Source organism: Microbacterium sp. (assembly GCF_046295495.1).
Lineage (GTDB): Bacteria > Actinomycetota > Actinomycetes > Actinomycetales > Microbacteriaceae > Microbacterium.
On record NZ_JBKBNC010000038.1, the window covers coordinates 1 to 24,067 of the forward strand.

The window sequence follows — 24,067 nt, forward strand, 5'->3', positions numbered from 1 at the left end:
GTGCCCCCACCCCCCGGACGCTTCCCGCGCCCGTCCGGGTGTTCTGGACACTCGAGGGGTCTCACGCGACTCCGCCGGCGCCGGCGGAGTCGGACTCAGGATGCCGAGCCGGGAGTGGTCTTCTTCGGCTTGGCTGCCGGGACCTCGGCGACCGGCTGGCCGCCGCGCTGCTGACCGGGCAGCGGCCGGGAGCGGCGGCCGTAGATGACCTCCGACGAATCCAGCAGCCACGGGACGAGGGTGATGGAGACGCCGTGCACGAGCATGAGCTGGTGCGCGAGGCGTCGCGAGCGGCGGTTGTGCAGGATCGACTCCCACCAGTGACCCACGATGTACTGCGGCAGGTACACGGTCACCACGGCGGAGCCGTTCTTCTCGCGGTACTTGTTGATGAACGTCGACACCGGTGAGGTGTACGCGCGGTAGGGGGAGTCGATGATCACCAGGGGGATGGGGATCTCGTGCTCGGCCCACTCGCGCTGCAGGTGCGCGGCCTCTTCCTCGGTGATCGCCACGTGCACGGCGAGGGTCTTGTCGTGGTTGGCGGCGAGGGCGTAGTCGATGGCCTTCATGACCGGCTTCTGCAGGCGGTTCACGAGGACGATGGCGACGTCTCCCGAGGAGCCGAAGTGCACCGTGTCGTCCATTTGGATCTCGTGCTCGACGTCGCGGTAGTAGCGGTTCACGCCGATCATCAGCACCGCCAGGATCGGGATGGCGATGAACACGAGCCACGCGCCGTGCGTGAATTTCGTCACGGTGACGATGAGCAGCACCAGCACCGTCATGGCGGCGCCGACCGAGTTGATCCACAGGCCCGCGATCGCCGAACGGCGTTCGTACTGGGCGGACTCCTGCGCCGCGGCCTCGGGCGTCAGCTCGCGCAGGCCGCGCAGGGCGCGCCGCCAGTGGCGGACCATGCCGATCTGGCCGAGCGAGAACGACACGAAGACGCCGATGATGTACAGCTGGATCAGCGTGGTGAGGTTGGCCTGGTACACGATCAGCACGCCGATGGCGACGATGCCGAGGATGATCATGCCGTTCGAGTACACGAGGCGGTCGCCGCGGGTGTTGAGCGCCTTGGGGGCGTAGCCGTCGCGCGCGAGCACGGCGCCCAGCAGCGGGAAGCCGTTGAACGCCGTGTTGGCGGCCAGCAGCAGCACGCACGCGGTCGCGGCCTGGATGACGAAGAACGGGATGCTGCCCATGCCGAACGTCGCGGCGGCCACCTGCGCCATGAGGCTCGGCTGCGGGTTGTTCGCGCAATCGAAGCCGATGAGGTGGCACGGGTTCTCGGCGTAGTGCACGCCCGCGATGAGCGCGAGGGCCGTGAGACCGGCGAACAGCATGATGGCGATGCCGCCCATCAGGGTGAGCGTCGTCTGCGCGTTGCGGATCTTGGGCTTGCGGAACGCGGGCACCCCGTTCGACACGGCCTCCACGCCCGTCAGCGCCGAGCAGCCGCTCGAGAACGCGCGCAGCACGAGCAGGATCAGCGCGGCCTGCGTGAGCGACTCGGCCTGCACCGCGTACTGCGCGCTCGCGGCGACGGGGGCGTCGCCGATGAACGTGCGCCCCAGGCCGACGACGATCATCACGCCGACCGACCCGATGAAGAGGTACGTCGGGATCGCGAAGACACTCGACGCCTCGCGCACCCCGCGCAGGTTGACGATCACGATGAGGATGACGAAACCGACGGCGATCTCGACCCGGAACGGGTTCAGCTCCGGCAGCGCCGAGATGATGTTGTCCACCCCGGATGCCACCGACACGGCGACCGTGAGCACGTAGTCGACCAGCAGCGCCGCGGCCACCACGACCCCGGGCACCTCGCCGAGGTTCTTGCTGGCGACCTCGTAGTCGCCACCGCCCGAGGGGTAGGCCTTGATGAGCTGCCGGTAACTGAGCACCACCACCGTCAGCAGGACGACGACGGCCACCGCCACCCACGGGCTGAGGGTCAGCAGGGCCGTTCCGCCGATGAGCAGGATCATCAACAGCTCCTGCGGGGCGTAGGCCACGGAGGAGAGCGCGTCGGAGGCGAAGATAGGCAGGGCCATCTTCTTGGGCAGGAGCTGCTCGTCGAGTTTCTCCGAGGTGAGGGGCTCGCCGATCAGGATGCGCTTGGCCATCGGCGTCTCGACGCCGGGCTCGCGACTTTCGTCAGTCACGGCGCGCGACATTACGCGCACTGGGGGCCATGCGCAATCTGACGCGCACGTCGTTCACGGCATGGTCGCCGGACCGTGAGGAAGGGGAGGGGTGGATGCCGGGCGCCGGGCGTGTCGCGGGAGCCCACCCGAACCGGTTCAGGGCGCCGCGTGGTCGGCGACGAACGCCGCGAGGGCGTCGGCACCGAGGTGGTCGTCCGCCGTCACCGTGACGACGGCGTCGCCCGCGAACACGATGAGCTGCCCGTGGGCGCCGTCCCGGCGCCACGCCCGCCCCGGACCGTCCCACCCGGCCAGCGCGTGGCGCCGGTACCCGTCGCCGGTGCCGCCCGTGTCGGTCCACGCCGCGTGCATGGCATCCACCGTCTCGGCCGAGACGAGGCGGCGACCGTTCCAGACGCCGCGGTCGCGGATGAGGAGACCGAGGCGCGCCATCTCGTCGGTGCGCAGGGCGAGGCCCTCACCGGCGAGGATGCGCCCGTTCGGGCACCGCCGCCACTCCCGGTCGGGGAGGCCGAGCGGGGCGAAGAGGCGCGGACGGAGGTACTCCTCGACGTCGCCCGTGCGTTGCGCGAGAGCGTGCATCGCGGTGTAGGTGCTCGCGTTGGAGTACTGGAAGACGCGGCCGCGCGAGGGGCGCGAGAGGAATTCGGCGGCCAGGTCGGGCCAGTCCGCCATCATCGTCGCCGAATACGGGAAGTCGATCCCGCTCGTCATCGAGAGCAGGTGCCGCAGGGTCACCGGCTCGACCCCCTCGCCGAGCCGGGCCTCGGGAAGGAGGGTGGCGACGGTGTCGTCGAGCGTGATGAGGCCCTCGTCGGCGGCGATACCCGCGGCCAGCACGCACACGGCCTTCGCGACGGAGTGGATCTCCTCGCGGCGGTCGGGGCTCCAGCGGTGGGTCGCGACCTCGTCCCCCACGCGCACGTGCAGGCCGTGCGCCGTGAAGCCCGTGGCGGCGATGCGGGCGACGACGGCGTCGCGGAGGTCGGCGGCCGAGGTCATCGGTCCAGGTTAGGGGCGGGGGTGTCAAGCCGCGGCGCAGGTCGGTGCCGCGCTCCCTCATTCCCTAAGCTCGCGGGGTGCACGACATCCTGCGCTCGGGACTTCTCGCCGTCGTGGCGGGCGGCGTCGTCGCGGTCCTCGCCTTCGTCCCCTTCGTGGCGGTCAGCTACCGCCGCCGCGGGGGACTGACCCTGTGGCGTTCGCTGCTGTGGGCGGGTGCGGCGGTGTATTTCTGGGCGATCTGGACGTACACGCTCATCCCGCTGCCCGACGGCGAGGCCTACCGGTGCGCGGGGGTGAATCTCCGGCCGTTCGAGTTCGTCGACGACATCCGCGCCGCCGTCGCCGTGTCGGGTCGATACCTCACCGACCCGGTCGTCCTCCAGGTCGCGCTGAACGTGCTCCTGTTTGCCCCGCTCGGCTTCTTCCTGCGTGTGCTGGGCGGGCGCGGCATCCTGATCGCGGGGGCCGTCGGGCTCGCGACCTCGGGACTCATCGAGACCACCCAACTCACCGGCGTGTGGGGTCTGTTCCCCTGCGCGTACCGTGTCTTCGACGTCGACGACCTCATCGCCAACACCAGCGGTACGCTGCTGGGATCGATCGCGGCCTTCGCCGTTCCCGCGCAGCACCGGGGCGTCCGTCGTGACCCGACTGCCGAGCAGCCCCGCCCCGTGACCCGTCGCCGCCGGATGCTGGGCCTGCTGTGCGACGTCGTCGGTGTCTCGCTCGTGGGGCTCGCGGTGTCGATCGTCGTGCAGGCGGTGACCGCCCTGCTGCTCGGCGACGCCGCGACGTCCTCGACCGACGAGCTGGCCACGCGCGCGGGCACGGCGGTGTCGGCGGGGCTCTGGCTGATCGTCGTGCTGGCCACGGGCCGTTCGATCGGCGACATCGCGACCCGCGTGCGCTACACGAACGGCGTCCTGCCGGCGTGGGTCGCGCGCCCGTTGCGGTTCCTGACCGGCGCGGGGGCCTACGCCGTGCTGGCCGCCCTGCCCGCACCGTGGTCGGTGCTGTCCCTCGTGCTGGCGGCGGCGACCATGGGCCTGCTGCTCCTCTGGCGCGATGGTCGGGGTCTGACCGGCTGGATCGGACGCCGCCGACTCGTCGACGACCGCGCCGGCGTGGTCAGTCCATCGGTGGACGCGCGCGCCTGACGACGTCGGGTCGGGCCTCCGCACGGAGCTGTTCGGCCGGCCGCACGCGCCCGCCGCGGAGCACTGCCGCGGAGCCACCGCGCCGCGGCCGGGGCGTGTCGGTGACCCCGCCGACCGCCGTGCATCGACCGGGCGAGCGACCGGCGCTACCGTGATCGCATGGGAGAGCCGCTGTCGGCCGCGGATGCGCGCATCCTGGCGCTGGAGTCCGACGCCGTGCGTGGGCACGCGCTGAAGCTCCTCGTGCTCGAGCCCGGCGAGCCACTCGACCTCGAGGCCGTGCGCGCGAGCGTCGCGGAGCGGCTGGCGGCATTCCCGCGCGGGCGCCAGGTCGTCGTCGACGGCGCGGGCGGGCCGGCCTGGACGGATGCCGACGATCTCGACGTCGCCCAGCACGTCCGTCGTCGCGACGCCGCCGACCCGGCGCAGCTGCGCGCCGTCGTGGGCGCGCTGATGTCGGAGCCCCTCGACCGTTCGCGACCGCTCTGGACGATCGACCTCATCGGCCCGCTCGCCGACGGCCGCGAGGCGATCGCGGTGCGCCTGCACCACGCCCTCGCCGACGGGCTGACCGCCGTGCGCTTCCTCGAGGCGGTGGTCTTCGAACCCCACGACGCCCCGGCGCACGAGGTCGGCATCCGGGATCCCGCCGCGCGCCCGACGCGCTGGAGCGAGTGGGAGCGGATGCCGGTCACCCTGGCGCGTGAACTCGGTCACCCCGGAACACGCTCCCCGTTCGACCGCCCGATCACCTCGCGCCGCGCCCTCGCTTTCGTGGACGTGCCGCTCGCCGAGGCGCGGGCGGTCGGGGCCGCGCGCCCCATGCACGCGACGGTGAACGATGTGCTGCTCGCCGTCATCGCCGGGGCCCTGCGCCGTCGCCTGCTGCACCGCGGGCGCACGCCGCGCCTGAACGCCCAAGTGCCGGTGAGCCTGCACGAGCGCGACGAGGATGCCGCGGTGTCCGGCAACCGCGACTCCTTCGTCGACGTCGGCCTGCACCTGCACGAACCCGACGACCTGCGCCGTCTCGACCTGATCAGCGCGCAGATGCGCGACCGCAAACGCGGGCACGACGCCCGCTCGCTCGACGAGCTGTTCCACGCGCTCGCCGCGGCGGGGCCCGTCGGCGCGTTCGTGCACGGTCTCGCCGACGACCCCCGCGAGTTCGCCCTCGCGATCTCGAACGTGCCCGGTCCGCGGGTACCGGTGGCCGTGGCGGGGCGGCGCGTGGGGCACGTGTACACCTCGTCGGAACCGGGCCCGCGCCACGCGCTCCGCGTCGCCGCGATCTCGAACGACCGCTGGCTGGGCGTGGGTTTCTGCGTCGACCCCGATGCGGTGCCCGACGTGGAGGTGCTCGCCGACGCCGCGCACGACGCGTGGGAGGCGCTGCGCTCGAGCCCGCGATGACGCGGCGGGTGCGGCGCCCGCCCTGCGGTCCCGCACGGGATCGTGCGCGCTCGGGGCGCCGTTCGGCTGGTGAGCGCGAGGTGCGGCGGAGCCCGCGTGTCTCGACGCCGGAGCACCGCCCCGCCGCCCTCCCCGTCGCCGCCTAGGCTGGGGGCGAAGGAGTCGCATGTCGTCGAGAGCAGGGCGCGCCCAGCGCGCGGGACGCGGTATCGCCGCGGCCGCTGTCGCGACCTTCATCGCCACCGTCTCGCACGCCTCGGTCGGCTCCGCGCTGCCGCCGGCGCTGAACGTCGCGATCGCGCTGTGCCTGGCCGCCCCGGTCTGCGTGATGCTCGCGGGGCGTTCGATGTCGTGGTGGCGCCTGTCGGCGGCCGTGGTGCTGAGCCAGGCGCTGTTCCACGGCATCCTGGCGCTCGATCTGCGCGGTGACGGCGTCGCGGCCACCGGCGGACATCACGGGGGAGCCGCGCTGCTGCTGGATGCCACGGCGTCCGCGCATCTGCCCGCCACGCACGCGGCGCACTCGCCGTGGATGTGGGCGGCGCACGCCCTCGCCGCCGTCGTCACGATCCTCGCGCTCGGGCGCGGCGAACAGGCGGCCCGCGCCATCGTGCGATTCCTCGTCGCGGCCGTCCGGGCCCTGCGGCCCGTGCTCGGCCTCGGGCCGGAGACGGATGCCGTGCTCCCGGCACCCGACGCACCCCTTCTGACGAGGGCGATGACGGTGTTGTCGCCGATGAGGCACCGGGGTCCGCCGCGGGCGGCGTGATCCTCGACACCCTCATCTCCGGCGCGGACCGCTGAGCGGCGCGCCCTTTTCAGAAAGCAGCATCATGTCTCGCAAGACCTCTCTCCGTCGTGCCCTCGTAGGCCTCGCCGCCGGCGCGGCCCTCGCCCTCGCGGCTCCGCTCGCGGCGTCCGCGCACGTCACGGTGAACCCGAACACCGCCACTCCCGGCAGCTACGCCACGGTCAACTTCCGCGTGCCCACCGAGTCCGAGACGGCATCCACCGTCAAGCTCGAGGTGACCCTGCCGACCGACACCCCGCTGAGCGCCGTGCTCGTGCAGCCGGTCGCCGGATGGACCGCCACCGTCGAGAAGGGCGCTCTCCCGGCCCCCGTCGAGGTCGACGGCAACACCCTCACCGACGCGGCGCTGAAGATCGTGTGGCAGGCCGACCCGGGCGTGGGGATCGGTCAGGACCAGTTCCAGATCTTCTCGGCGGTGCTGGGCCCCGTGCCCGACACCGGTCACCTCGTGCTGCCCGCGGCCCAGACCTACTCCGACGGCGAGGTGGTCGACTGGGCCGCGACGCCCGACGAGGTCGCCGCCGACGACACGCTCGAGCCCGCGCCCGTGCTGTACATCAACGACACCCCGCCCTCGGGCACGCACTCCGGACACGGAACGGCCTCGGCGGCTCCGGCCGCAGACGACCACTCCGCCGACGCGAGCGCCGCGTCGAGCGACGACTCCTCGGGCGTCGCGCTGGGTCTGAGCATCGCGGCCCTGGTGGTCGCGGCCGCGGGTGCGGTGCTCGGGGCACTCGCGTTCGCCCGTCGTCCGAAGCGCAGCTGAGCGTGCGCACCCGGAACACGCTGCGTCGGGTTCTGGCCGGGGCGGTGGTCGTCGCTGCGGCGATGACCGCCGCCCTCGGCGGGGCCACCGCGGCCTCCGCCCACGACAGTCTCGTGTCGTCGACGCCCGCGGAGGGCGAGAGCGTCCCGACCCTCTCGGAGGTGTCGCTGGAGTTCAGCGCCAACCTGCTCGGCCTCGACGGCGGCAACATCGTGATCGTGCTGGGGCCCGACGGTCGCCACTACGAGAGCGAGTGCACCTCCCTCGCGGGGCCCACGCTGACCACCGCCGTCGCGCTCGGCGCCCCCGGCGACTACCAGGTCGAGTGGCGTGCGGTCTCGTCCGACGGTCACCCCGTGTCGGGCGTCATCCCGTTCACCTACACGGGCGAGAGCACCTCGGCGGGCGCCGAGACGTCGCCGTGCGCGAGCGCGGCCGGGGCCACCGCGGCACCGACCGCGCGATCCTCGGATGCCGGCGGCGTTTCGGGGCTCACGATCGGCCTCGTCGTCGGTGGCGGCGCGGTGGTGCTCATCGGCGTGCTCGTCGTGATCATCCTGCGCACGCGCTCCCGGGAGGAGTGAGGGATCGGGGGCTTCGGCCCCCGATCTCGGTGCGGCACGGGCCGGACGAGCGGATGCCGGGACTCAGAGGCTCGAACCCGGCACCGAGAACGTGTCGCAGGCGTTCACGCCCCCCTCGCGCCCGGTCTCGAACCACCGCGTGCGCTGCTCGCTCGAGCCGTGCGTGAAGCTGTCGGGGTTCGCCACCCCACCGGCCTCGGTCTGGATGTGATCGTCGCCGACGGCGGAGGCGGCCGAGAGGGCGTCGACGATCTGCTGCTGCGTCGGCGGCTGCAGGTACGGCGTGCCGTTCTCGTCGACCTGTTCGCCCGCCGCCGCGACCCACGCCCCCGCGAAGCAGTCGGCCTGCAGCTCGGTGCGCACGCCGTTGCTGTCGGCGCCGGTGCCGTTGTTCGGATACTGGTCCATGACGCCGGTGAGGTTCTGCACGTGGTGGCCGTACTCGTGCGCGAGCACGTACAGCTGGGCGAGCGGTCCCGCCGTTGTGTCGTACTGCGCGCGCAGGATGGAGAAGAACGTCGGGTCGACGTACACGGTCTCATCCGGTGGGCAGTAGAACGGTCCGGTCGCGTTCGAGGCGGTTCCGCACGAGCTGGACGTCGCCCGGTCGACGATGACCAGCTGCGGCTCGCGGTACCCGTCGAGGCGCTCCTGCCAGAACTGGTCGATGCTGAGCGAGGCCGCGGCCAGGCGGCAGGCGTCGTCGCTGTTGGCATCCTGTCCGGTCTCGCAGCCGACGATGGCCTCGCCGCCTCCGGCGGGCGCCGCGGCCCCGCCGGTTCCGCCGAACAGGCCGCTGAGATCGGTACCCGTGAGCAGTGAGAAGAGCAGCACCGCGATCCCGCCGAGGCCCACGGCCCCGCCGCCCACCGCGGCCACGGTGCCGCCCCGGCGCTTGGCGCTGTTGCCGCCCACGCGGGCGTTGTCGTTGAACGTCACGGCGGTCACGCTACGCGAGTGCTCCGCGGCCGACACGGGGCTGGACTTCCGGCGCCGGGTTCCGCTCCCCGGGCGCGGCGATGGCAGGGCGGATCGAGGGCGGGCCGTCGCCCCGCGCGCGGCGCAGGGGCCGCGGAACCGGGCGCCACGCGCCTCCGCCTCCGCCGCGTGCGGTGCGCGCCGGATCCGGGGCGCCGCCGATCCCGGTCCGGGCCGTCGTACTCATACGTATTCACGAAACGTGATCGTTACCGGCAGATGTGCGTACTTAGGCTTCCCTAAACGCTGTGCATACGTATACGGTTTGGCCATGTCATCCACCAAGAAGCGCGCTATCGCCCTCGTCGCCACGGCGGCCGTGGGTGCACTCGCCCTCTCCGGATGCGGCGCGGGAAGCCGCACGGGAAACGCGAATGCCACCGAGGTCACCTGCGACTACACCGCACCCGAATCAGCGACCACGGTCAACGTGCTCGCCTACAACTCGTCCGCCATCGATCCTTTCACCGACACGATGGTCTCCAGCTGCACGAAGGACGACGTCACCGTCAAGCACGACCCCATCGACTTCGGCGGACAGGTCACCAAGACGACGGCGACGCTGTCGGGTGAGACCGGCAGCTACGACATCGTCGAGACGTACGGGTTCGTCATCCCCAGTCTCGCCGTCGACGACAAGCTCGTCCCCCTCGACGATCTGTTCGCGGAGTTCGCCGACGAATACGACCTGAACGCGATCAGCGAGTCGATGCGGCAGGGGATGTCCTACGACGGCAAGATGTACGCGCTGCCGATGCAGGCGCAGATGTTCGTCATGGCCTACCGCACCGACGTCTTCGACGAACTCGGTCTCGAGGTCCCCCAGACGTTCGACGACATGATCGCGGCGGCCGAGGCCATCACCGCAGCGGGGAAGATGCAGTACCCCATCGCGCTCCCGTGGCTCGCCACGGCGGATGTCACCACGAGTTTCCAGGCCGTCATGAACTCGCTCGGCGCTGACTTCGTCTCGGCTGACGGCACCGTGACCCTCGACACCCCCGAGGCGAAGGAAGCGCTGCAGGCCATGCAGAAGCTGCAGCCCTACATGGACCCCCAGGTGACGACCTTCGACCAGCCGAAGGTGCAGCAGCAGATGTACAACGACACCGCGGCCATGTCGATCATGTTCTCGGGGCGGATGAGCGATCTGACCAACGCAGAGAACAGCAAGCTGTCCGACTCGTTCGGTTTCGCCGCACCGCCGAAGGTCTCGTCGGCGGCGCCGTACCTCTACGACCGCTTGTCCATCGACGGCTGGTCCATCCCGTTCAACACCAAGCTGGATCACAAGATGCTGTTCGAGATGATGGCCTCCGCCGTCAGCGAGGACGCGTCGAAGGCCTCGGTCCCCGCGGCCTACCCGGCACGCGAGGGCATGGTCACCCCGGAGAACTCGCCCTACGGCCAAGCGGCCAACGACTCCATCGCCGGGGCGATGCCCCCCGTGGTGTCACCGGTGCTGGCGCCGATCAGCAACGAGATCACGCCCATCCTCGCGCAGTTCCTGGCCGGCGGTCTGTCGGTCGACGAAGCGACGGCCCAGATGCAGGCTGCGGGAGAGAAGATCGCGGGCTGACGCCCGCGGCATCCATCCGTCAACGGTGAGGAGGTGGGTTCCGGCCCGGTCGACGACGCCCGGGCCGGACCTGCCGAGAGGAGTCGGTCCGTGAAAGCTCGCGAGTTCTGGGTGCTGTTCGCACCCAGCCTGGCCATCATGAGTGCGCTGTTGGTCTTCCCTCTCCTGCGCACCCTGCAGTGGAGTTTCGAGAACGTGCGCTACGGAGTGCCGGGGACGTTCGTGGGTCTGGCGAACTTCACCGACGCCCTGGCCGATCCCCGCTTCCACCGTGCGGTCGTCTTCACGGTGGCCGTGACGGTGGTGACCACCGCGATCCTGCTCGTCTTCGGGTACCTCATCGCCATCGCGGTGAACACCCTGCGGCTGTCGCGTCCCCTGGTGCTCGGCATCATGCTGGTGTCGTACGTGCTGCCGAACCTCGTCGGTGCCGTCGCGTTCTCGTGGTTGTTCGACGACAACTTCGGCGGCGTGGTCAACAGGCTGATAGGTCTGCTGGGCGGCACGCAGGTGCTCTGGTTCACCGATCAGGTGCCGAACGCCCTGCTCGTCATCCTCAACACGGTCTGGCAGATGCTGCCCTTCGCGATGCTGATCATCCTCGCCGGTCTGCAGGGCGTGCCCGTCGAGCTGCGCGAAGCGGCACGCATCGACGGCGCGAACGCGTTCCAGACGCACCTCAGCGTCATCATCCCCACCATCCGCGGAGTGCTCGGGTTCGTCTGCCTCATCACGATCATGGACGTGCTGCGCATCTTCGACGCGTTGATCCCCCTGTCACCGCAAGCCGAGACGATCGGGAACGAGTCGATCATGCTCTACGTCTACTCCGTCGCGTTCGCCAACGGCGCCCAAGAGCTCGGCCTCGGCAGCGCCATCAACGTCCTGACCATCCTGCTCATCCTGGTCATGCTCATCCCCTTCATCCGGGGCATCTTCAAGGAAGCGAAGGCCGCCCGATGACCCTCAGCAGCGAGGCGCTCTCCACGCGCGCCATCACCACCGGAGACATCGAGGGCAAGAAGAGCCGGCCGCGACCGCGGCGTCGGATCCGCGGCGTCACCGGTCTGCTCCTCGGAATCCTGTGCGTGCTGATGCTCAGCCCGTTCATCTGGATGACGCTGTCGGTGACGAAGCCGACCGACGTCGCCTTCGCGAACCCGCCCGTGCTCTCGGGCTACGAGCCCACGCTGAAGGCGTTCGTCGACCTGTGGGAGACGACCTACTTCGCCGACTATCTGGTCAACACCCTCGCCGTGGCGGTGATCTCGACCCTGATCGCGCTCGTCATCGGCATCCCCGCCGCCTACGCCCTCTCGCGGTTCCCGAGCTACGTGTCGGCTCTGCTGCTCGTGCTCGCCCTGATCTTCCGGGCGCTGCCCCGGTTCGCCGTGGTGCTGCCGATGTACGACATCAGCCGCGCCCTCGGCATCTACGACACCACCTTCGCCCTGGCGATCGCGCTCGTGGCCATCAACCAGCCGTTCACGATCTGGCTGCTGCGCAACTTCTTCGCCGAGATCCCCCGCGAGCTCGACGAAGCCGCGATGATCGACGGCTGCACGCGCATCGGGATGCTGCGGCGCGTCATGATCCCGCTCATGGGTCCCGGCATCCTCACCGCGGGCATCTTCGTCTTCCTGTTCGCGTTCCAGGAGTACCTGACGGCGCTCGTGCTCACCGACACCTCTTCCAAGACCGTCCCCGTCTTCATCGCGACGCAGCTGGGGCAGACGCTGCCGATGCTGCAGCAGGCCGGGGCTGCCTCCATGCTCCTCACCATCCCGGTCATCGTCATCGCCTTCATCGCGCAGAAGTACCTCGTCGCCGGCTTGAGCGACGGCGCCGTCAAAGGCTGATGTCGGCGGTGCCGCTCGTCCTGCTGGCGGGGATGAACTGCACGTCGGACCTGTGGGCGGGATGCGGTCTCGACGACGCGCTGACGCCGATCGTGGATGCCGACGATCTGGACTCGCAGGTCGACGAGCTGCTGCGGCGACTGCCGGAGGCCTTCCTGATCGGAGGTCTGTCGCTCGGGGCCATCGTGGCGATGGCCGTGGCGGTTCGCGCGCCCGAGCGCGTGCACGGGCTCTTCGTCACGGCCGCCAACGCCAAGGCGCCCACGTCGCTGCAGCGCGATGCCTGGCGATCATGGCTCGGTCGGCTGGACGCGGGCGCGTCGCCCGCGGACCTGCAGGCGGAGATCCTGCCCCTGCTGCTGTCGCCGCGGGCGCGGAGCACCCGCCCCGACCTGGTCCGGCGCACGCTGCGGATGGGGGAGGAGACCCCGAGCACCGTTCTGGCGGCGCAGCTGCGTCTGCAGGCGACCAGGGTGAACCTCCTGCCTCACCTGCGGAGGTCGGCCGTGCCCACCCTGGTCGTGGCGGGTGTCGGCGACGCCCTGTGCCCGCCGAACTTCCACGACGAGATCGCGAGCGCGGTCGTCGGCGCGCGGACCGCGCGGCTCGACGCCGGTCACCTCGTCCCTCTCGAGCAGCCCGCGGCGCTCGGCGCGATCGTGCGCGAGTGGCGGGCGGGACTCAGCCCCGAGCCGCGCGCAGGTCGCGCAGGTGCGTCATGAGGGACGCCGCGAGGTTGTAGACGACGAGCCGCGCGCCGTCGTCGAACGCGGCGGTCGCGCCCGCGGGCGTGCCCACGATGTCCATGCGCATCGCGCCCGCCGCCGCCACCGCACGGGTGACGACCGCGGTCGCGGCGGCGACGGGGAGGTCGCCCGCGCCGGAGGATGCGGCCAGGTCGGCCGGGCCGATCATGATCCCGTCCAGGCCGGGGGTCCGAACGATGTCGTCGACGGCCGCCACGCCCGCCGGCGATTCGATCATCGCGAGCACGAGGGTGTTCGCGAGATACCAGTCGCGGTGCCGGTCGGGGGCGGTCTCGCCGAATCGACCGGCGCGCGAGTACGTGGCGAAGCCGCGGGTCCCCCGCGGCGGATAGTGCGCTGCGGCGACGACCGCCGCGGCGGCTGCGGCATCGTCGACGTGGGGGACGAGGACGCCCTGGGCGCCCTGGTCCAGGACCCGGAGGATCATGCCGGGGTCGTTCTCGCCGACCCGCACGATCACCGGGACGCCGTGCAACGCGGCGACCGCGATGTGCTGGCGCAGCGCGATGACGTCGGCGGGACCGTGCTCGGCGTCGAGGAGGACGAAGTCGAACCCCGCGACGGCCAGCATCTCGACCAGCTCTTCGCCCGGCATGCGCAGCAGAGCGCCGATGAGGCGATCGCCCGCCTCCGCGCGGGCTCTCAGGGAGGGCGGTCGCTCGACCGCGTCGAGCCGGCTCACGCGATCATCCCCGCCGACAGGTCGATGTCGGCTCCGCACATTCCCGACATCGACAGCATCGCGACGACGGCCGCGCCGACCTCGGCCTCGGTGACCATGCGCGCGAGCGCCGCGCGCGAGACGAAGGCCGCTTCGGCATCCGCCGGTGTGGTTGCGGATCGGTCGGCCTCCAGGCGGAAGTTGCGCGCCATGCGGTCGCCCGCGACCGGCCCCGGCGACAGCGTGTTCACGCTCACCCCGGAGGGCCCCACCTCGAACGCGAGCGTGGAGGTGAGCCCGATGACCGCCATCTTGGACGCGGTGTAGGGCGTGCGGTGCGCCAGGGGCCGCTTCCCCGAGACCGAGGCGAGGTTGATCACGTCACCGGCGCCGCGCTCGACCATGGCGGGCAGGAACGCTCGGCACATGAGGAACGTGCCGCGCACGTTCACGGCGAACACCTCGTCCCACTCCGCGACGCCGATGTCGGTCAGGGAGGCCACAGGGCCCGCGATCCCCGCGTTGTTGACGAGGATCGACACCTCGGTCCGTGCGAGGTCGTCGCGCAGCCGGGAGACGGACGCCTCGTCGGCGACGTCGCACACGAGCGCGCGCGCCGCCCCGGGCAGGCGCGCGGCCACCTCGTCGAGCGTGCGCGCGTTGCGGCCGACGATCACGAGATCGGCGCCCGCTCGCGAGAGGGAGTGCGCGATGGCCGCGCCGAGCCCGCTGCCGCCGCCGGTCACCAGCGCCGTCCGCCCCCGGAGGTCGGTCATCGTGCGCCCGCCCGGCTCTCCTCGATCCACGGGAAGGTGGTGCCGGCGTGGCGCCACGCGCGCGCGTCGCCGGAACGGGCGTGGCCTTCGAACAGCTCCACGCGGGCGGCCCGTCCGCAGACCTCGCCCAGCATGGCCGAGGAGGCCGGGTCGGTGATCTCCTGGTAGGTGATGGTGCGCAGGTACTTCCCGACCCACAGCCCGCCCGTGTACCGGGCGGCGCCGAGGGTCGGCAGCACGTGGTTGGTCCCGATGACCTTGTCCCCGTACGACACGCACGTGTTCTCGCCGAGGAAGAGCGCGCCGTAATCGTGCATCTTCTCGAGCGCCGCACGGGGGTCGGCGGTGAAGATCTGCACGTGCTCGAAGGCGAACGAGTCGGCGAGGGCGTACGCCTCGTCGAGGTCGTCGACCACGATCACCTGGCCCCAGTCCCGCCACGCGGGCTCTGCGTAGTCGCGCGTGCTCATGCCGGGCAGGATCTCCTCGATCAGCTCCAGGACCCGTTCGCCGAGGGCGCGGGAGGTCGTGATGAGCACCGCGGGCGAGTCGGGCCCGTGTTCGGCCTGCGAGAGCAGGTCGACCGCGGTCAGGAACGGGTCGGCGTCGTCGTCGGCGACGATCAGGATCTCGGTCGGACCGGCGAAGAGGTCGATCCCCACCTCGCCGAAGAGCTGACGCTTCGCCTCGGCCACGTAGGCGTTGCCGGGACCGGCGATCATGTTGACGGGGGCGATCGTCTCGGTGCCGACGGCCATCGCGGTCACGGCCTGGACGCCGCCGAGGATGTAGATCTCGTCGGCGCCGGCGAGTTTCATCGCGGCCACGGTGGCGGCGGGGATCTCCCCGCGGATGGGGGGCGTGCACGCGACCACGCGGGGCACGCCCGCGACCTTGGCGGTGATGATCGTCATGTGCGCGGATGCCGTGAGGGGGTACTTCCCGCCGGGGATGTAGGCGCCGGCCGCGCGGACGGGGACGTGCTTCTGGCCGAGGTGCACGCCCGGCAGCGTCTCGACCTCGATGTCGGTGAGGGAGTCCCTCTGCGCCTGGGCGAAGGTGCGCACCTGCTCCTGCACGAAGCGGATGTCCGCGATCACCTGAGGGTCGAGGGTCGCCATGATCCTCTCGACATCGGCATCGTCGAGGCGGAAGGGTGCTTCCCAGCGGTCGAATTGGGCCGCGTATCGGCGCACGGCGTCGTCGCCGTTCGCGCGGATGTCGTCGATGATCGACCCGACCCTCGCCGCGACGTCGCTCTGGGTGGTGTCGGTGAACGACTTCGTCGGCGCGTTCTTGAGGTAGAGGGGCATCATCGCATCCTTCCGTTGCATACGTATGGTGTCATAATGACTGCGTATGCATGCGAGGTCAACCTTTCGCTAGACTTCGACCCTCAGCACCTGAGCGTCAGGGGGGTCCATGGCCGTCACGAGCAGAGACGTCGCTCGACTGGCCGGCGTCTCGCAGCCCACCGTGTCGCGCGCTCTCCGCGACGACCCCCGGGTGTCGGAGGAGACGAAGAAGCGCGTCCGCGACGCGGCGGTGCTCCTCGGCTACGTCCCGAGCGAAGCGGGGCGCGCCCTGTCGTCGGGGCGGACGCGACGCATCGGCCTTCTCGTCACAGATCTGGAGAACCAGTTCTACGCGCACATCATCGCGCCCCTGCACCGGGAGCTCGAGGCCTGCGGGTATCAACTGGTCCTGCACACGGAGACGACCGACGAGTCCGTCGCGGAACGGCTCATCGCCAACGGGCTCGACGGCGTGATCCTCGCCACCACGACGGTGGAGTCGGTCGTGCCCCTCCGCCTGCGGGACCGCGGTCTCCCGTTCGTCTACTTCAACCGCACCGCCGCGCTCGTCGACGCCGACGCCACGGTCGTCGCCCCCGCGGCCGGTTTCGAGGTCGCGGTGGACCGCGCGCTCGCGCTCGGGCACCGCCGCATCGGGGCCGTGCTCGGTCCGCAGAACACCAGCACCGGACGCTCGCGCGAACTGGCGCTCCGCGCGGCCCTGACGGCGCGGGGGATCCCGCTCGACCCGGAGGTCGTGCGTCACGGTCCGTTCGACACGGCCGCCGGCGACGCCGCGACCGCGGACCTGCTGACGCTCACGCACGCTCCCACGCTCATCTTCTGCGGCAACGACGTCATGGCCTACGGCGCGCTCAATGCCGCCCGTCGGGCCGGTGCGTCGGTGCCCGATGACATCTCCATCATCGGATTCGACGACCTGCCCCCCGCGTCGTGGCCGATCATGGAGCTCTCCACCATCGCCTACGACTACGTGCAGATGGCGCGAGACGCCGGTCGCCTCATGGTGCAGCGCATCGAGGAGCGCCCCGACGGGTTCGCGCACGTCGAGTTCGAGACGACGTTCGTCGAACGGCGGACCCTGACCGCCCCGCGCGCCGACTGACGCCGGGTCGACGGGCCGTCCCGCCGGCCGGCCCTCGGCCCGTCGCCGCGTCGAGCGGGGCATGCGTCCACCGCCGCGCGGCCGCCGTGCGCATTCCCATCCGGGGGCGATCGACGACCTCGCCCGCGGCGTGGGCCTCTTGCATCCGTGTTGTGCATACGCATACACTGCCGTCATCGCCTGACGCGTCCGACGGACGCCCCAATACGAAGGAGCCCCGAGTGCCTCTCGACCCGGTCGCCTACCAGCCGTACGCGGATCCCGATGACTTCATCCGCGAGGTGACGGATCTGATCTGGGTGGACCGCTCCATCAGCTTCATCCGCGACAACTACGAGCCCGACTCGATCGTCCACGGGGCCTACGGCACGTCGACCACCCGCGACGAGGTGATCGAGGGCACCCTCATGCGCATCTCGGCGACCCCCGACCGCACCGGGCAGGCGGAGGACGTCATCTGGGAGGCGCGCGGCGACGACGCCTTCCTCAGCTCTCACCTGGTGCTGTCCGGACATCTGCAGTCGTCCGAGTACAGCCGCACGATCGCCAATTGCCTGTACCGCCGTGGCCGGATGGTGGAGGAATGGGTGGTGCGCGACACGCTCGCCGGTGCGCTCGTGCTGCAGAGCGACCTCGACGAGCTCGCCCGCGCCCAGGCCTTCCGCGGGTACACCGGGACCTGGACCGAGCCGGCCCCCGCCGACCCCATCACGGTGGGCGACTCGGGGCCCCGTCCCGACGAGTACCGGGCGGAGGTCGAACGCGTCGTCGAGATGATCGAGACGGTGTGGAACGACCGCGATCTGCAGAAGGTCGAGAAGTTCTTCCACCGCGACCTGGTCCTGCTGACCGTCGGCAACCGCCTCGTCATCCGCCCCGAGGGCTACCGCCGCGCCCTGTTGCGGTTCCTGGAGTCGTTCCCGGCCGGGCGGTTCGAGATCCGCGACATCCAGACCAATTACGACGTGCGCTACGCCGGTCTGCGTGTCGCGGTGACGTGGAAGTTCGTCGGCGACTACAACGGCGTCGCGAACTACGGACCCCTCACCGGCCGACCGGTCGACGTACTCGGGATCTCGCAGTTCACGTTCCACCAGGGCGCACTGGTGAAGGAAGTACGGCTGTGGGACGACATCGCGCTGCGCGCGCAGATCGCCGGAATGCGAGGCGACGAGCCCGTCGTCCTCGGCAACATCTACTGATCCAACGAAGGAACACATCATGAGCACCGATCACGTGAGCCACTCCACCGATGTCGATGGGGCCGAGATCCAGCGGCGCACCATCCGCAAGAGCGACTGGGCTCCGCACAACGCCGCCTTCATCGACTGCCGCACCCCCGGCTCCGACCGCAAGTCGAACTACGCCTTCATCGGCGGGGGCGTCTCGCAGAACGCGGGCCAGGTCATCAACCTCACCGAGGAGCACGGCTTCAACACCGGCGCCGCGGGCATGCCGAACGGCATCTCGAACAACCTGCACCTGCACTTCACGGCGGAGGTCTTCGTCAACCTCGGGGGCGAGTTCCGCCTGCGCTGGGGGATCGACGGGAAGCAGGGGGAGTACGTCAGCACCGACGGTGACATCATCTCGATCCCGACGTGGATCTTCCGCGGTTTCACCAACGAGGGTCCGGATGACGGCATCCTGTGGACCGTCCTCGGACGCGACGTGACGGGCGGCATCATCTGGGGGCCGTCGGTGCTGAAGGAGGCGGAGTCGTACGGTCTGCACCTCACCGCCGACAACCAGCTCATCGACACCGTCGCCGGCGACGAGCTGCCGCAGGACGTGGCGCTGATCAAGCCGATCCAGCAGAAGTACATCGACGAGCTGACGCCGTTCTCGCTCGAGCAGATGCGCGAGCGGGTCGTCCAGCCCGGCGACCGCGTCTACAGCGCGAACGCGCTCCTGTGCGCGAGCCTGCCGGGCGGTGCCGCTGAGCTGAGCCTGGCCATCGGTTACGGCATGACGGAGGACCGACGTCAGGTTCCCCGCATCCACGAGCCCCACTCCTTCAACATGGCCTGGGTGCGCGCCGCCGAGGACGAAGGGATCCTGCGTCACCGTCACGACAAGAACCAGGCGCTGCTGGTCAAGAGCGGGCGCTGGGCGGTCACCCTGAACGGCGACCCCTCCACCACCGTCGAACTCGACCCCTCGGACTCGTTCTCGGTGCCCGCGGGCGCCTGGCGTGCCTTCCGGTGCATCGAGGCCGGCGAGACCGGTGCCGGCGAGCTGCTCGTGGTCAACTCCGGAGACGACCGGGTTTACCTCGAATGGGCTCCCGAGGTCGTCGACGCCGCGCGCGACGCCGACTGGATGATCGACCCCAACGGCTACCTCGCCCCCGTCGGAGTGATGGTGACCGCGACGGAGGACGACTGATCCCCTCGCGCGAGCTCGTCGTCGCGGCGACCTCCCCCCGGATCGCGGTGGGCGAGGTCGCCGCGAACGTCGATGCGCTGCAGGCGGCGGTGCGCGAGGCCGCCGGCGCGGGGGCGAGACTCGTGGTCGCGCCCGAGCTCGCGCTCAGCGGTTACGTGTTCGCCGACCAGGGCGAGGCGCGCGCCAGCGCCGTGCGCCGCGATGACCCGCGGTGGGACGTCATCCGCGCCGCGCTCCCGGAGGGCGTCGTCGCCGTGGTCGGCTACGCGGAGGACGCGGGCGACCGCCTGTTCAACACGGCCGCGGTGCTGACCCGCTCCGGACGGATCGGGGACTACCGCAAGTCCCACCTCTGGGGCACGGAGACGCGCTTCTTCGCCCGCGGGGACACCGCCGGCGTGCTCTTCGACACGCCCGTCGGGCGCGTGGGTGTCGCCATCTGCTACGACAACGAGTTCCCCGAGGTGCCGCGCCGTCTCGCGCTCGCCGGTGCCGAGGTGCTCGCCCTCCCGGTGAACTGGCCGTTGGTCGACAGGCCGGAGGGGGAGCGCGCCCCCGAGACCATCCAGGCGATGGCGGCTGCGCGATCCTCGCGGCTTGCGACGGTGGTCGCCGACCGGCACGGATCGGAACGCGGCGTCGCGTGGACCGGAGGAACGGCGATCATCGACGATGCCGGGTGGGTCGGGGCCGAGTCGACGGGCGAGGGGCAGATCGTCGCGACGCTGCGCCTGCGGCATCCCACCGACAAGACGCTGCCGCCGCACAACGACCTCTTCGCCGATCGGCGACCCGACCTCTACCTCTGAGCGTTCCCGTCACGGGGGCGAGTCCACCCGTCGGGGAGGTCGCCCCCTGCCGTGCCCGCCGCCGCGGTGCGCCCCGGATGCGAGCCGGTCCGGGACCGGAGGAGGTGCTGCGCCATCTCGGCGAGGCGACGGGTCGCGGGCGAGAGGTGCGTACCCTCGCGTCGCACGAGGGCGATGGTGTCGTAGAGCGGCTCGGCGAACGGGACGACCGAGATCCCGGGGGGAAACGAGGCGGACTCCGCGATCGTGCGCGACACGATGGTGTCGGCGGTGCCCGAGGCCACCAGTCCGAGCGCCGTCTCGACGTTCTCGACCTCGATCGCCGGGTCGATGACGAGCCCGGCGGCGCTCGCGCGCTCGCGCAGCTGCCGGCGCGTGGGATCGTCCCACCCCGCGTAGGCGTCGTAGAGCACGAGCTTCGCCGCGGCGACATCGGTCAAGTCGACCGGTCCCGTCGGCGCGTCCGGCCGCGCCGACGCGTAGACCACCTCGTCGCGGAACAGCGGGGTGATCGTGAGCCCGGTCTCGTCGACGGGGAGGACGAGCAGCCCCGCCTCGACTTCGCCGGCGGCGATGGAGCGTGCCACCAGCGCCGAGTTGAGCCCCACGAGTCGCACGCGAACACCCGGATGCCGATCGTGGAAGCGTTGCACGAGGTCGGAGAGGTCGTAGTAGGCGGCGTTGCGCAGGACGCCGAAGGTGCACGTGCCGGTCTCCAGGGCGTTGAGGGAGCGCATCGTCTCGATGCCGTTCTCGATCGCGCTGACGGCGAGCTCCGCGTGCGCCCGCAGAGCCAGGGCGGATTCGGTCGGCACCAGGCGGCGCCCTCCGCGGAGGAACAGCGGAGCACCGAGCTCGCGCTCGAGGCGGGCGACGAGCTCGGAGATCGAGGCCTGCGTCGACTCGAGCTCCACCGCCGCGGCCGTGAAGGATCCGCGTTCCAAGGCGGTCAGGAATGCGCGCAGCTGCGTGATCGTCACGCGCCAATGGTAAACCCGATGGTTCGCATCGTAACTATCGTTCTTGTGGGGGGCGACGCGAGGATCTAGCGTTCCGATCATGCGATTCACGCCCGCGCTCCTCGAGCGACTCGACGGTTCCTTCCACCACCTCAAGACCCCGCTGATCGACGCCCCCGCGGCGCAACGCGACCCGGCCGTGATCGAGACGGTCTCGGCCATGCTGAGCGAGATCCAGCGTCGTGGCCTGGACGCGGTCCTCGACTACGCGCGCTCGCTGGACCGCTATCAGGAGGGAGGCATCGAACTCCCGCGCGAGCGCATCGCCACCAGCGGCGACCGTCTCGATCCCGCCCTGCGTGCGGCGATCGAACTCGGCAGCGAGCGGACCCTCGCCTTCGCCGGTGAGCAGCGTGCGCGGTTGAACGACTTCGAGACCGAGCTGGTGCCCGGACTGACCACGGGCGTGCGGTACGTGCCCGTGTCACGCGTGGGCGCGTATCTGCCCGCCGGTCGGTTCCCCCTGACGGCCAGCGCGTTCATGACCGTCGGCGTCGCCAAGGCGGCGGGTGTGCCGACGGTGATCGCGTGCACGCCCCCGCAGCCCGACGGGGGCGCGAACGACGCCGTGGTCTACGCCGCGCACCTGTCGGGCGTCGACCGCGTGTTCGTGCTCGGCGGTGTCCAGGCGCTCGCCGCCATGGCGTTCGGCCTGCTGGGAGATCTCCCGGTCGACATGCTCGTGGGTGCGGGCAACGCGTACGTGGCCGAAGCAAAACGCCAACTGTTCGGAACCGTCGCCATCGACCTCCTCGCCGGACCGTCGGAGGTCGCCGTGATCTCCGACGACAGCGCCGACCCCGAGATCGTCGCCGCCGACCTGCTGGGGCAGGCCGAGCACGGGCCCAATTCCCCCGCGGCGCTCGTGACGACCTCCGACGCGCACGGGCGAGCCGTCATCGACGCCGTCGAGCGACAGCTCCGGACCCTCGCGACCGAGCCCATCGCCGGACCCGCGTGGCGCGACTACGGCACCGTGACGGTCGCCGCCGATCGCGAGACGGCCGTGACGTTGATGGACGACCTCGCCCCGGAGCATCTGGAGGTCCTCACCGCGGACGACGAGTGGTACCACGACCGCCTCCGCAACTACGGGTCGATCTTCCTCGGCCCCTGGAGCACCGTCGCCTACTCCGACAAGGGGATGGCGGGGACGAACCACGTGCTTCCCACCGCCGGTGGCGCGAAACACAGCGCGGGTCTGTCCGTGTCGCGTTTCGTGAAGCCGCTCACCTATCAGCGCATCAGCCGTGAGGCCACGCCCGCGCTCGCCGAGGCGGTGCAGACGATCTCGGACTCCGAGGGCATGGCCGCCCACAGCGCGACCGCGACGATGCGCTTGGCCGCGTACGCGCAGCGCTGAGCCCCGCTTCCGCCGAGTCGAGACGCTGTCCCGCCGCCGTCATCGTCCCGCGGCGGTGGGACCGGCGGGCCGTGACCCGCGGCGATGGGCCCGGCGGGCGGTGACCCGCCGCGGCCGCTGCCGCGGGCGCGCGGGCGCTCAGCCCAGGAACTCCCGCGCCGCGACCACGACGTTCTCCACACCGCGGTCGAGGGTGGGCTGGAGAACCGGGGCGAAGAACGGCGAGTGATTCGTGGGGATGTCGCGCTCGATCGTGCCGCCGGCCAGCGCGTCGGCGAACGTCTGCGGGTCGACGCCGCCCCAGAACCAGAACACCAGGGGCGCGCCCGACTCGCGGGCGAACCACGACACGTCCTCGCTGCCGGTGAACATGCCGGGATCGACGACGGCGCCCTCGCCGAACGAGCGCCGGAACGCGGCGGTCAGGCGAGCCGTGGCATCCGGGTCGTTGATGGTGGGCGGCAGGGTGTGGTCGGTGCTGATCGTGGGTTCCTGCTCGGCTCCGGATGCCGCAGCCTCGGCTCGCACGATGCGCTCGACCTTCGCCATCACGCGCTCGCGCGCGGCATCGTCGGGGTAGCGCAGGCTCAGCTCGAGCTTCGCTTCGGCCGGGATGATGTTGTTCTTCAGCCCGGCGTGGATCGAGCCGACGGTGACCACGGCGACGTCGCGGGGGTCGACCTCGCGCGAGACGACGGTCTGCAGGCGCATGACGGTGGCGGCGGCCATGACGACCGGGTCGATCGTGGAGTGCGGGCGCGAGCCGTGCCCGCCGCGGCCGTGCAGCACGACGGTGAGTCCGTCGGACGCCGCCATCTGCGTGCCCGGTCGCACGCCGATCACGCCGGCGGGCAGGGGCGTCACGTGCTGGCCCAGCACGATGTCGGGCTGGGGGTAGCGATCCAGCACGCCGTCGGCGATCATCGCCTGCGAGCCCGCGCCGTACTCCTCCGCGGGCTGGAACACGGCCACGATCGTGCCCGACCACTCCTCGCGAGTGGCGACGAGGCGCTCGAGGGCGCCGATCAGGGCCGTGACGTGCATGTCGTGCCCGCACGCGTGCATGACGGGGACGGCGTTGCCCGCGGGGTCGGTGCCGCGCGCGGTGCTGGCGTAGGCGAGGCCGGTCTGCTCCTCGACGGGCAGGCCGTCCATGTCGGCGCGCAGCCACACGACCGGTCCGTCGCCGTTGACGATGGTCGTGACCACGCCGGTGCGCCCCACGCCCTCTTCGACCTCGAGACCGAGGGCGGTGAGGTGGCGCGCGATGACGCCCGCCGTCCGGGTCTCCTGGAACGACAGTTCCGGGTGGGTGTGCAGGTCGGTGTAGAGGCTTTCGAGGTCGACGCTCATGCCCCGAGCCTAGTTCGCGCGTCCTCTCCCGCGCCCGCGCCCGCGCCCCGGCATCCCCCCGCCCCCCGGCATCCCCCCGCCCCCCGCCCCCCGCCCCCCGCCCCCCGCCCCCCGCCCCCCGCCCCCCGCCGTCGAGTGTCCAGAACACCCGGACGTCTGAGGGATTCGGCCGGGT

The 24,067-nt window shown here is 71.3% G+C and carries 22 protein-coding genes; 14 read left to right on the forward strand and 8 right to left on the reverse strand.

Annotated elements, in window-relative coordinates; translation table 11 throughout:
- Positions 1-95: 95 nt before the first annotated feature.
- Positions 96-2,189 (reverse strand): APC family permease, encoded by a 2,094-nt coding sequence (locus tag ACK4LS_RS12065; protein WP_409717437.1) that lies wholly within the window; start codon positions 2,187-2,189, stop codon positions 96-98.
- Positions 2,190-2,315: 126 nt separating this feature from the next.
- Entirely contained in the window at positions 2,316-3,182 is an 867-nt protein-coding gene (locus tag ACK4LS_RS12070; RefSeq protein WP_409717439.1) for a serine hydrolase domain-containing protein, read from the reverse strand.
- A 77-nt stretch (positions 3,183-3,259) separates the two neighbouring features.
- Here ACK4LS_RS12070 and ACK4LS_RS12075 point away from each other — a divergent pair, with 77 nt between their 5' ends.
- The 5 genes from ACK4LS_RS12075 to ACK4LS_RS12095 all read left to right on the forward strand — a co-directional run bounded on the left by ACK4LS_RS12075 (position 3,260) and on the right by ACK4LS_RS12095 (position 7,919).
- On the forward strand, positions 3,260-4,342 hold the full coding sequence (locus ACK4LS_RS12075) for a VanZ family protein (protein ID WP_409717441.1): 1,083 nt from the start codon (positions 3,260-3,262) through the stop codon (positions 4,340-4,342).
- 159 nt (positions 4,343-4,501) lie between these two features.
- Complete coding sequence (locus tag ACK4LS_RS12080) at positions 4,502-5,755, forward strand: wax ester/triacylglycerol synthase domain-containing protein (RefSeq protein WP_409717443.1); 1,254 nt, start codon at positions 4,502-4,504, stop codon at positions 5,753-5,755.
- A 166-nt stretch (positions 5,756-5,921) separates the two neighbouring features.
- The gene (locus ACK4LS_RS12085; RefSeq protein WP_409717445.1) at positions 5,922-6,524 is read left to right on the forward strand and encodes a hypothetical protein; all 603 of its coding nucleotides are present in this window, start codon (positions 5,922-5,924) and stop codon (positions 6,522-6,524) included.
- Positions 6,525-6,588: 64 nt separating this feature from the next.
- A complete protein-coding gene (locus ACK4LS_RS12090; protein WP_409717446.1) occupies positions 6,589-7,335 on the forward strand; it encodes a YcnI family protein in 747 nt (248 codons plus the stop codon).
- Positions 7,336-7,337: 2 nt separating this feature from the next.
- Positions 7,338-7,919 carry a copper resistance protein CopC gene (locus tag ACK4LS_RS12095; protein ID WP_409717448.1) on the forward strand — a complete coding sequence of 194 codons (582 nt, stop codon included), beginning with the start codon at positions 7,338-7,340 and terminating at the stop codon, positions 7,917-7,919.
- A gap of 63 nt (positions 7,920-7,982) precedes the next feature.
- Here ACK4LS_RS12095 and ACK4LS_RS12100 read toward each other — a convergent pair whose 3' ends face one another.
- On the reverse strand, positions 7,983-8,858 hold the full coding sequence (locus ACK4LS_RS12100) for a neutral zinc metallopeptidase (protein WP_409717450.1): 876 nt from the start codon (positions 8,856-8,858) through the stop codon (positions 7,983-7,985).
- Positions 8,859-9,372: 514 nt separating this feature from the next.
- Here ACK4LS_RS12100 and ACK4LS_RS12105 point away from each other — a divergent pair.
- The 4 genes from ACK4LS_RS12105 to ACK4LS_RS12120 all read left to right on the forward strand — a co-directional run bounded on the left by ACK4LS_RS12105 (position 9,373) and on the right by ACK4LS_RS12120 (position 13,057).
- Entirely contained in the window at positions 9,373-10,476 is a 1,104-nt protein-coding gene (locus tag ACK4LS_RS12105; RefSeq protein ID WP_409717478.1) for an extracellular solute-binding protein, read from the forward strand.
- 90 nt (positions 10,477-10,566) lie between these two features.
- Positions 10,567-11,439, forward strand: coding sequence for a carbohydrate ABC transporter permease (locus ACK4LS_RS12110; RefSeq protein ID WP_409717452.1), 873 nt, complete (start codon positions 10,567-10,569; stop codon positions 11,437-11,439).
- Complete coding sequence (locus ACK4LS_RS12115; protein ID WP_409717455.1) at positions 11,436-12,335, forward strand: carbohydrate ABC transporter permease; 900 nt, start codon at positions 11,436-11,438, stop codon at positions 12,333-12,335. Before ACK4LS_RS12110 ends, ACK4LS_RS12115 begins: the two co-directional genes overlap by 4 nt.
- Before the next feature lie 8 nt (positions 12,336-12,343).
- A complete protein-coding gene (locus ACK4LS_RS12120; RefSeq protein WP_409717457.1) occupies positions 12,344-13,057 on the forward strand; it encodes an alpha/beta fold hydrolase in 714 nt (237 codons plus the stop codon).
- Here the strand turns inward: ACK4LS_RS12120 and ACK4LS_RS12125 are convergent.
- Genes ACK4LS_RS12125 through hisD (ACK4LS_RS12135) form a run of 3 tightly spaced genes read right to left on the reverse strand, consistent with a single transcriptional unit; the run spans position 13,017 to position 15,852 of the window.
- The gene (locus ACK4LS_RS12125; RefSeq protein ID WP_409717458.1) at positions 13,017-13,784 is read right to left on the reverse strand and encodes an HpcH/HpaI aldolase family protein; all 768 of its coding nucleotides are present in this window, start codon (positions 13,782-13,784) and stop codon (positions 13,017-13,019) included. The two genes, ACK4LS_RS12120 and ACK4LS_RS12125, sit on opposite strands and share 41 nt — an antisense overlap.
- Complete coding sequence (locus tag ACK4LS_RS12130) at positions 13,781-14,539, reverse strand: SDR family NAD(P)-dependent oxidoreductase (protein ID WP_409717460.1); 759 nt, start codon at positions 14,537-14,539, stop codon at positions 13,781-13,783. Before ACK4LS_RS12130 ends, ACK4LS_RS12125 begins: the two co-directional genes overlap by 4 nt.
- Entirely contained in the window at positions 14,536-15,852 is a 1,317-nt protein-coding gene (gene hisD / locus ACK4LS_RS12135; RefSeq protein WP_409717462.1) for a histidinol dehydrogenase, read from the reverse strand. The genes ACK4LS_RS12130 and hisD (ACK4LS_RS12135) overlap by 4 nt, the downstream gene beginning before the upstream one ends.
- A gap of 109 nt (positions 15,853-15,961) precedes the next feature.
- On the opposite strand from hisD (ACK4LS_RS12135), the gene ACK4LS_RS12140 reads away from it, so the two are divergent.
- The 4 genes from ACK4LS_RS12140 to ACK4LS_RS12155 all read left to right on the forward strand — a co-directional run bounded on the left by ACK4LS_RS12140 (position 15,962) and on the right by ACK4LS_RS12155 (position 20,157).
- Complete coding sequence (locus tag ACK4LS_RS12140; RefSeq protein ID WP_409717464.1) at positions 15,962-16,960, forward strand: LacI family DNA-binding transcriptional regulator; 999 nt, start codon at positions 15,962-15,964, stop codon at positions 16,958-16,960.
- A gap of 221 nt (positions 16,961-17,181) precedes the next feature.
- Entirely contained in the window at positions 17,182-18,162 is a 981-nt protein-coding gene (locus tag ACK4LS_RS12145; protein ID WP_409717466.1) for an ester cyclase, read from the forward strand.
- Positions 18,163-18,181: 19 nt separating this feature from the next.
- On the forward strand, positions 18,182-19,348 hold the full coding sequence (locus ACK4LS_RS12150) for a cupin domain-containing protein (RefSeq protein WP_409717468.1): 1,167 nt from the start codon (positions 18,182-18,184) through the stop codon (positions 19,346-19,348).
- Positions 19,240-20,157 carry a nitrilase-related carbon-nitrogen hydrolase gene (locus ACK4LS_RS12155; protein ID WP_409717470.1) on the forward strand — a complete coding sequence of 306 codons (918 nt, stop codon included), beginning with the start codon at positions 19,240-19,242 and terminating at the stop codon, positions 20,155-20,157. The genes ACK4LS_RS12150 and ACK4LS_RS12155 overlap by 109 nt, the downstream gene beginning before the upstream one ends.
- Here the strand turns inward: ACK4LS_RS12155 and ACK4LS_RS12160 are convergent.
- A complete protein-coding gene (locus ACK4LS_RS12160; protein ID WP_409717472.1) occupies positions 20,148-21,137 on the reverse strand; it encodes a LysR family transcriptional regulator in 990 nt (329 codons plus the stop codon). The genes ACK4LS_RS12155 and ACK4LS_RS12160 overlap by 10 nt on opposite strands.
- 79 nt (positions 21,138-21,216) lie before the next feature.
- Between ACK4LS_RS12160 and hisD (ACK4LS_RS12165) the strand changes: the two genes are divergently transcribed.
- Positions 21,217-22,539, forward strand: a complete 1,323-nt coding sequence (gene hisD / locus ACK4LS_RS12165) for a histidinol dehydrogenase (protein ID WP_409717474.1) — start codon at positions 21,217-21,219, stop codon at positions 22,537-22,539.
- A 138-nt stretch (positions 22,540-22,677) separates the two neighbouring features.
- On the opposite strand, the gene ACK4LS_RS12170 is transcribed toward hisD (ACK4LS_RS12165), so the two are convergent.
- Positions 22,678-23,892, reverse strand: coding sequence for an amidohydrolase (locus ACK4LS_RS12170; protein WP_409717476.1), 1,215 nt, complete (start codon positions 23,890-23,892; stop codon positions 22,678-22,680).
- Between the last annotated feature and the right edge of the window lie 175 nt (positions 23,893-24,067).

What these genes read in the sequence shown, in the direction of transcription:
- ACK4LS_RS12130 (WP_409717460.1), bottom strand. Translation starts at nt 14,539, where the DNA reads ATGACCGACCTCCGGGGGCGGACGGCGCTGGTGACCGGCGGCGGCAGC.
- ACK4LS_RS12080 (WP_409717443.1), top strand. Translation starts at nt 4,502, where the DNA reads ATGGGAGAGCCGCTGTCGGCCGCGGATGCGCGCATCCTGGCGCTGGAG.
- ACK4LS_RS12150 (WP_409717468.1), top strand. Translation starts at nt 18,182, where the DNA reads ATGAGCACCGATCACGTGAGCCACTCCACCGATGTCGATGGGGCCGAG.
- ACK4LS_RS12105 (WP_409717478.1), top strand. Translation starts at nt 9,373, where the DNA reads ATGGTCTCCAGCTGCACGAAGGACGACGTCACCGTCAAGCACGACCCC.
- ACK4LS_RS12115 (WP_409717455.1), top strand. Translation starts at nt 11,436, where the DNA reads ATGACCCTCAGCAGCGAGGCGCTCTCCACGCGCGCCATCACCACCGGA.
- ACK4LS_RS12140 (WP_409717464.1), top strand. Translation starts at nt 15,962, where the DNA reads ATGGCCGTCACGAGCAGAGACGTCGCTCGACTGGCCGGCGTCTCGCAG.
- ACK4LS_RS12090 (WP_409717446.1), top strand. Translation starts at nt 6,589, where the DNA reads ATGTCTCGCAAGACCTCTCTCCGTCGTGCCCTCGTAGGCCTCGCCGCC.
- ACK4LS_RS12170 (WP_409717476.1), bottom strand. Translation starts at nt 23,892, where the DNA reads ATGAGCGTCGACCTCGAAAGCCTCTACACCGACCTGCACACCCACCCG.
- ACK4LS_RS12065 (WP_409717437.1), bottom strand. Translation starts at nt 2,189, where the DNA reads ATGTCGCGCGCCGTGACTGACGAAAGTCGCGAGCCCGGCGTCGAGACG.
- ACK4LS_RS12155 (WP_409717470.1), top strand. Translation starts at nt 19,240, where the DNA reads ATGGGCTCCCGAGGTCGTCGACGCCGCGCGCGACGCCGACTGGATGAT.
- hisD (WP_409717462.1), bottom strand. Translation starts at nt 15,852, where the DNA reads ATGCCCCTCTACCTCAAGAACGCGCCGACGAAGTCGTTCACCGACACC.
- ACK4LS_RS12085 (WP_409717445.1), top strand. Translation starts at nt 5,922, where the DNA reads ATGTCGTCGAGAGCAGGGCGCGCCCAGCGCGCGGGACGCGGTATCGCC.
- hisD (WP_409717474.1), top strand. Translation starts at nt 21,217, where the DNA reads ATGCGATTCACGCCCGCGCTCCTCGAGCGACTCGACGGTTCCTTCCAC.
- ACK4LS_RS12070 (WP_409717439.1), bottom strand. Translation starts at nt 3,182, where the DNA reads ATGACCTCGGCCGCCGACCTCCGCGACGCCGTCGTCGCCCGCATCGCC.